The sequence below is a fragment of the Marinobacterium sedimentorum genome (assembly GCF_024267675.1).
GTDB classification, from domain to species: domain Bacteria; phylum Pseudomonadota; class Gammaproteobacteria; order Pseudomonadales; family Balneatricaceae; genus Marinobacterium_A; species Marinobacterium_A sedimentorum.
Genome location: NZ_JALDYX010000044.1, coordinates 21,124 through 28,660 on the forward strand (window position 1 = coordinate 21,124; position 7,537 = coordinate 28,660).

General features: G+C 51.2%; 7 protein-coding genes. All 7 read left to right on the forward strand.

Annotated features, from left to right (window positions below; genetic code table 11):
• Positions 1 to 81: 81 nt before the first annotated feature.
• Positions 82 to 1,575 (forward strand): maltose ABC transporter permease MalF, encoded by a 1,494-nt coding sequence (malF, locus tag MRS74_RS21760; protein ID WP_254582389.1) that lies wholly within the window; start codon positions 82 to 84, stop codon positions 1,573 to 1,575.
• Between the two features lie 9 nt (positions 1,576 to 1,584).
• Entirely contained in the window at positions 1,585 to 2,472 is an 888-nt protein-coding gene (malG, locus tag MRS74_RS21765) for a maltose ABC transporter permease MalG (protein ID WP_254582390.1), read from the forward strand.
• 386 nt (positions 2,473 to 2,858) lie between these two features.
• Positions 2,859 to 4,085 carry a carbohydrate porin gene (locus tag MRS74_RS21770; protein ID WP_254582391.1) on the forward strand — a complete coding sequence of 409 codons (1,227 nt, stop codon included), beginning with the start codon at positions 2,859 to 2,861 and terminating at the stop codon, positions 4,083 to 4,085.
• Between the two features lie 353 nt (positions 4,086 to 4,438).
• Positions 4,439 to 5,890 carry an alpha-amylase family glycosyl hydrolase gene (locus MRS74_RS21775; RefSeq protein WP_254582392.1) on the forward strand — a complete coding sequence of 484 codons (1,452 nt, stop codon included), beginning with the start codon at positions 4,439 to 4,441 and terminating at the stop codon, positions 5,888 to 5,890.
• A gap of 123 nt (positions 5,891 to 6,013) precedes the next feature.
• Positions 6,014 to 6,241: a pullulanase X25 domain-containing protein gene (locus tag MRS74_RS21780; RefSeq protein WP_254582393.1), complete on the forward strand. Its 228-nt coding sequence runs from the start codon at positions 6,014 to 6,016 to the stop codon at positions 6,239 to 6,241.
• 16 nt (positions 6,242 to 6,257) lie between these two features.
• Positions 6,258 to 7,163 (forward strand): carbohydrate kinase family protein, encoded by a 906-nt coding sequence (locus MRS74_RS21785; RefSeq protein ID WP_254582394.1) that lies wholly within the window; start codon positions 6,258 to 6,260, stop codon positions 7,161 to 7,163.
• A 169-nt stretch (positions 7,164 to 7,332) separates the two neighbouring features.
• Positions 7,333 to 7,537: LacI family DNA-binding transcriptional regulator (locus MRS74_RS21790; protein ID WP_254582395.1), on the forward strand; the 205-nt coding region annotated here is incomplete at its 3' end.

Sequence of the window (7,537 nt, forward strand, 5' to 3'; positions counted from 1 at the left end):
ATCAGGCGGCGTGTAGCCGATTTTTATAGCGCGACAGTGCTATATGGGTGGCACGCCCTCGACTGAATGTTGTGTGATATTATGAATCTAATTAAATACGCGCCGAGTGCGATCAGTGCGGCGGTATCGCTGCTACTGTTATATATTTCTATCACGCTTTTCTTGCAAGAGCAGTTTGGCTTGGCGATGATGCTGGTGCTGCTGACAGCAGGTTTCGCGATTATATTTTTTTCTAAAAGACTTTACACCGCAAGGTTCTATTATCCAGCTGTGGCCGGGCTTGCATTATTTACGCTGTTTCCAGTGATCTATACGAGCTATATCGGTTATACGAACTACGGTGGCTCAAATCTGCTGACCTTTGAGCAGGTGCAGAATTACTATACCAGTCAGGATCTGATCGACAAAGAGTCAGAGCAGGCTTTCGAGCTGGTAGCCGATAATGACTTGTATCGGCTATGGTTGCCGAAGACAGCTTTGCTATCTGCTCCATTCGGAGAGGCCGATAAAGGCAGCAAAATAGAGTTGGAATTGGCATCACAGCCCCAAAATGTGCTGGGAGTGCGGGATGTCGTCAAGAATCGGGAGCTCCTTAAGTCGCTGACCCTGTACAGGGGCGATCTAGAGCTTCAGGTATCCAGCCTGAAATCCGTTGCAAAAGTGTTGCCAGCCTATCGTCTCATAGACGATACAGGGCGGTTGCAGAAAGCGGATGGATCGATTCTGACGCCGGATCAAGATGTTGGTTTCTATAAAACTGAATCGGGTGAAGAGCTCAAGCCGGGCTGGAAGGTCTGGGTTGGTACGCGTAACTTCGACCGAATGTTCCACAGCAATGGCATCCGTGAGCCTATCGGTAAGATTTTTGTCTGGACTGTCATATTTGCGCTGGTCTCCGTGCTTGCGACCTTCGCTGTTGGCATACTGTTGGCGCTGGTGCTGCAGTGGCGTGAACTAAAAGGAAAAAAGGTCTACCGTATCCTGCTGATCTTGCCGTATGCCGTGCCGGGATTTATCTCGATACTGGTCTTTAGAGGGCTATTCAACCAGAACTTCGGTGAAATTAATTTTATCCTCAGCGCACTCTTTGGTATTGCGCCTGATTGGAATACCGATCCGATCATGGCAAAAGCCATGGTGCTGATGGTTAACATCTGGCTGGGTTACCCCTACATGATGTTGCTCAGTATGGGATTTTTGCAATCGATACCCGAAGATCACTATAAAGCTGCAGCCATCGAGGGGGCCGGACCCATTCGGCAGTTCTTCTCCATTACACTGCCTCAGATCCTGCCACCCTTTGTGCCCATGTTGATATCGAATTTTGCATTCAACTTCAACAATCTGGTGTTGATCATCCTTTTGACCAAGGGGGGGCCGGATATGATGGGAACCCGTGTGCCGGCAGGGGATACCGATATCCTGGCGTCCTTTACCTATCGCATCGCCTTCACGGACTCGAGTCAGGACTTCGGCCTTGCCGGTGCCATTTCAATGCTGATGTTCATCCTGGTCGCCGTGATTTCTTATATAAATCTCGTGGCAATGCGCAAGATGGCCCGTGGCACTAAGTAGGAATCTCACATGGTACATTCACCTAATAATTTGTTATTCAAAAAGCTTTTAGCGCATGGTTTTTTGTGGTGCATTCTTGCATTGATTTTGTTCCCGTTCCTGATCACCCTCTCGATTTCGTTGCGCGAGGGTAACTATATTAGCGGGGGTCTGATCCCGGATCGGCCCACCCTGGAACACTGGTATCTCGCGTTTGGCTTGGACTTTGTACGTGCTGATGGAACAGTCATAACACCGCCGTATCCGGTACTTGATTGGCTTTGGAACTCGGTCAAGATCGCGTTTATCGCGTCGGTCGGTGTATTGATGATGGCCACCACCGCGGCGTACGCTTTTTCTCGATTGAGGTTCAGAGGCAAGCAGACGCTGCTTGATGGCATGTTGCTGGTTCAGATGTTCCCGGCAGCCTTGGCCGTCGTGGCGATTTACGCGCTGTTCGATTCGCTTGGTGATATTACGCCGATTCTGGGTATAGATAGCCATTGGTCCCTGATACTGGTGTATTTAAGCGGGGTGGCCATGCATATATGGACGATCAAGGGCTACTTCGATACGATCGATCCGGCCCTCGACAAGGCGGCATCGATTGATGGAGCCTCGCCATTCCAGATTTTCCGATTCATCTTTTTACCGCTGGCCACGCCGATATTAGCGGTGGTATTTGTGCTGTCGTTTATCGGTATTATAGCGGACTACCCATTGGCTAGCATTATGCTGCGCACGGAAGATAACTTAACGCTGGCAGTAGGGGCACGTAAATACTTGATGGATAACAAGTATATGTGGGGAGACTTTGCCTCCGCAGCAATCTTGTCGGGTGCCCCTATTACTATTCTATTTCTCATTGCGCAGCGCTATCTGGTGTCCGGATTGTCAGCAGGTGGCGTAAAAGGATAGCGTTGAAACGACTCTGGCCACATCAAGAGGCTCCTTGAGCTTCTTGATTAATAAATACCTGGATATGGCGTGCCAGGTAGAACTGGATGTTGCATTACTTCAGCAGAATATAATGCACGCCAGACCGCTAGCGTCGATTAGGTGCGTGGCCACTATCGGTACTTCCCTTCGGAAGATCGAAACCTGATCTATTTGCATGAATGTTTTTTAAAACGCGGCTGTCAGTGATGGCGGCAATATGGCCGCGCTTTTCCAATATATAGAAGTTTACTTTTTAAATTAACTGCGTTTAAGGCCTGTCATGGACTATTGCAAAACCAATTTTTTGCTTTGCGTAATGCCTTTGGCAGAGTGATTTTGTGTAATAAAAAAAGGAGTTATACAGTATGAAGATTAAATTCACTACGCTTGCGACCGCCTTGGTCATTGCAGGAACATCTTTGCAGGCCAGTGCCGCAGAGTGGACAGTCAATGGCTATGGGATGACCAACTATCGCCTGGTAGATGAGGCGAGTTCATCAAACGAGTTTGGTAAGCCTGATTATTTTACTGTCGGTACATCTGGGAAAAGTGCAAACCAGGCTGAGATAACGGTAAAAAGGCATGATGAACATAAAGACAATGTCTATTCTGATTACGTTCTTCGCGCAGAATATGGTAATGGTGAACATCGTTTTCGCTCTTCTTCCGGAAGTGAAGATAATGATGAAAATGGTGCCTTCGAGGTAAAAGAGGCGTATGTGCTTCTGGGAAATCTTCCTTACTTTAATAATAATAGCCAGATCTGGGCGGGACGTCGTTATCTTAATCGTGCTTCTGGGCTTCTTTCCGGTGAGTTCTGGAAGCAGTCTTCAGGTGTTGGTGCCGGGTATGAGGTTGGATTCGACGATGGCGGTAAAGCTGGGCTGGCGGTCGTCTCCGCTGATCCGGATGATGGCGATAACACCCTGACGTCAACTGACCTCTATTACTACGGTGTGAAAGGATTAGGCGGTAGTTTTGATTTTGACCTAAAGTTTTCTAAGCAGGCGAATAGCTCAGTCGGCGGCGTCGGTGGTTCTGTTACCTACAACCGCGATTACTACGGCCTGGATGGCTGGTCACAAACAGTGCTGGCATACGGGGAGGGGATTAATACCAACCGAGGTGTCAACTTCGGCAGCTGGAATAGTGGCTTTAACAAAAACTCCAATGGATTATTTTTCTCGAGCTATGGTGTAGCGAACCTGACCGATAAGCTTCAGTTGGCATCCGAGTTGACGTACTTCAAAGTTCAGAATGCATGGGGCCAGGATAGCGTTGAGCGCCAATTGATTGCTGTTCGACCGTCCTACAAGGTTGACGACAACCTGCGTCTTGAATTTACCGCCGGTCTGGGTACTGAAAAGCTGGGAATGCCAAGTGCCTGGGGTCTGACGGAGAGTGATACCAGTTACCAGACATATGAACTTGCAACTGTGTTCACGGTAAATGCGGATTACTTCGGTCGTCCTCAGATCAAACCCTATGTCACGCACTATATAGCGAATGATGGTGCCGATAATCGTATTGGCCTGACCGACGGAAAGGGAAGTGAGACTGTTTTTGGTATTCAGGCTGAAATCTGGTTCTAATGCTTGGCATTGAATTTTGGTTTTAGCCGATACGTCCGTGCCGGCTGTTTTTGTCACTCGATGATTTGGTATTAACCCGGCAGGTTAGAAGCAGGGATGCTTCATCCTCTGGAGTAGGCGGGTGCGCACCCTGCAAAAAACCTGCACATCTGCGCACTTGCGCCCACTCCTTGAGCTAAAGGGCATGTGGGGTGACCGCGTATACGCATCCATGCGTACGCGGCATACCGTACTTCCTGTACATAACTGGAAAGTGGGGAGTGGAACAAATTTCCCAGCAAGGTTAATAGTAACTTGATTTTATTCTATCCCCCTTCAGGATGGTTTTGCCGGCACCTGGCAGTATTTCTGACTTGACTCTGATCTACGGTGCCGGTTCTTTTTTAATGAGTGCTGACAGAATGATAAAAATAATTATTCTTTGTGCAATGTTTTTCTCTGCGATAGTTCAGGCGAGTACCTGGAAAGACGATATCCTGTATTTCGTGATGCTGGATCGATTCGCCGATGGAGATTCCACCAATAACCAGGATGTTGATCTGAATAATACCTTGGCCTTCCATGGTGGGGATCTTAAAGGTCTGCGTGAGCATCTGGGCGAGATTAAAGAGCTGGGTGCCACTGCTATCTGGATTACCCCTATTGTTCAACAAATCACCCATCCTATCGGCAACGAGGAGGGTCCGTTTCACCCGCATCATGGTTATTGGGCCAACGATTTCACCCAAATCGATCCGCGTTATGGTTCCGAACAGGATCTAAATGACCTCGTGAAGGCTGCTCATGGCCTGGGCATGAAGGTTATTCTGGATATCGTTTATAACCACGTGGGATATGGTGCGGATTGGGAGAAAGAAAAGCCGCAGTGGTTGCGGGCGGGGGAACAGTGCGGTGGTTCAGCTGTGACGCTGTGCCTATCCGGCCTGCCCGACCTGCGTACCGAGCTGCCTGAGGTAAGGCAGTATCTGTTCGATGCTCACATTGGTCTGGCAGAACGTACCGGAATCGACGGTTTTCGCCTTGATACGGTGATGCATGTTGAGCATGATTTCTGGCAGGCGCACCGTGCCGAGGTAAGAAAAAAACTGGGTAAGGATTTCTTGTTGCTCGGTGAAGTCTGGGGGGCGGATAAGTTTACGGCTCGCCCGTACTTTCAAGATGATGAAATGGATGCCATCTTCGATTTTACCTTCAGTGACCATATCCTTGGGTACCTCAATGGTTTGGGCAGCGCAAAGCGACTGGGTCGTTACCTGTCCAGGCGCCACGATGTTGCTGCAGGTCACCTCCTCGCGCCTTTCCTGTCCAATCACGATATGCCGACATTACTGGCAATGTTGCGTGGCGATGTCGATCGTTATCTGCTCGCAGCAACGCTGCTGTTCAGTGTGGAAGGGATGCCGGTGATTACCTGGGGGGAAGAGGTGGGGCGTACCGGCAAGGCATGGCCCTATAACCGGGAAGACATGGCTTGGCGTGATCCTGCGGTCAAACCCAATGCCAGCTGGAAGCGCAACGAATTTATTCGAGCCAAGTATAAGGCACTGATCAATCTGCGACACAGTAACACCGATCTGCGAGGACACCTCAGCTCGGTTGCATATGCCGATAAGGATGTATTGGCGCTGAAGCGAGGTGAGAAGACCCTGCTGCTTATCAACAGAAGCGATCATGGCGTTAATTGGCCGCCGGAGCTTGGCAACTCCGACCACTGGCGCTTGGCGTTCAGCTCGGGGAGCGACGCGGCGACATCTGACATGATTTCGGCGCTGGAGGCGCGAATTTACATCAAGGAACACTATTAAGCCGGCATTTTACGCCTGTAGAGCCGGTTTAATACAAATACAAACACGAGAGAAATCATGAATAAATAGAGAAACCTGTACCGGTTATACCGGACGCTGTACGGTTTTGTCATGGGCACCGCATTGATCCTTGCGGGAACCGTTGCGCCTCCCGCGCTGGCCGACCCTACGCCGAACCCTGGCACCGTCACACTCGTTGGCAGCTTGCAGAGCGAGCTGGGTTGCTCCGGCGACTGGATGCCCGGGTGTACCGTGACGAATCTGAGCTTCGATGCCGGCAATGGCGACGGGCGTGGCAGTTTCGACATAGTGACGTCGTCGCGTAACGAGGCGATCGTCAAAGCGCATTAGAGGATTTTGAATCCACATGAAGACAAAACAACGCGTACTGGTTATCGGTGGGATCAGCTGGGACATTATTGCCAGCATGGAGCGGCTCCCCGGGCCGAACCCCCAAACGACCTTTGCCAAGGAAATCCACGAAACGTTGGGCTCGACTGGAGCGGGGAAGGCGTTGAACCTGGCGAAACTCGGGCTCGACGTGACGCTTCACGGTCTTTTGGGGGAAGATGAGTATGGCGCCAAGGTGCGAAAATGCCTTTCCTCGGAGCCGCTCCGCTTCGTGTACGATGTCGATCCCGCAGGCACGGAACGGCACGTAAATCTCATGGCCGACGACGGAAGCCGCATTTCGATCTACCTCACGCACTCCAGCTCCGAACCGGCCCTCGATCGTTCACGGCTGCAATGCCTGATCGAAGGAGCGGATATCGTCGTTCTCAACATCATCAACTATTGCCGCACGCTCATTCCTACCATCCGTGCCGTCAACAAGCCTATCTGGTGCGATCTCCACGACTGGGACGGTGAGGACGATTACCATCGTGACTTCGTCGATGCCGCCGATGTTCTCTTCTTCAGCACCGAAGCCATGGCGGCCCCGAAAGCCTTTATGGCGGCGCAGATCGATGCGGGCAAAAAACTGGTGGTCGGCACCATGGGCAAGAACGGCTCCCTCTGCTGCCGCGCCGACGGCACCTGGATCGAAACACCGGCCGCGCCTGTTAAGAAGTTGGTGGATACCAACGGCGCCGGCGATGCGTTCTTCTCCGGGTTTCTTCGCGGTCACCTGGACGGCCTCGCGACTTCAGGCTGCATGGAACTGGGTGCTCGCGTAGCGGCGGCGTGCGTGCAGTCAACGGAACTCGCCCATCCCGACCTCAATCCCGAGGCCTTCTCCGATGGATCCCGGCCGTTGCTGCAAAGAAGGTGATGGTGGGATAGGGGCGATAGGAGTGTTGCTGCAAGAGCCGAATGGCGATAAATCGTTGTTCAGCCTCTTTTTTTGTTTCGCGAGGACGTACTATAATTGCGCTTTGAACCGATTTGAGCGGGCTGCATGTCCGCATGCAACGCGGCGACGGCAAGAATAGGAGAAATTATTGGCAACTTTGCAAGATATCGCGGATCACCTTGGGCTTTCGAGAGCAACGGTTTCGCGAGCGTTAAATGATTTTCCTGAAGTCAATGCCAAAACCAAAGCGCTGGTCAGGGAAGCGGCGCACAAGCTGGGATATCGGCCCAATCTAAGCGCTCGCCATCTGGCCACCGGTCGGTCGGGGCTTGTGGCGATGATTATACAGGAGG

Excerpts from the sequence above, each read along its gene's own strand:
- malF (WP_254582389.1), top strand. The coding sequence starts at position 82 with ATGAATCTAATTAAATACGCGCCGAGTGCGATCAGTGCGGCGGTATCG.
- malG (WP_254582390.1), top strand. The coding sequence starts at position 1,585 with ATGGTACATTCACCTAATAATTTGTTATTCAAAAAGCTTTTAGCGCAT.
- MRS74_RS21770 (WP_254582391.1), top strand. The coding sequence starts at position 2,859 with ATGAAGATTAAATTCACTACGCTTGCGACCGCCTTGGTCATTGCAGGA.
- MRS74_RS21785 (WP_254582394.1), top strand. The coding sequence starts at position 6,258 with ATGAAGACAAAACAACGCGTACTGGTTATCGGTGGGATCAGCTGGGAC.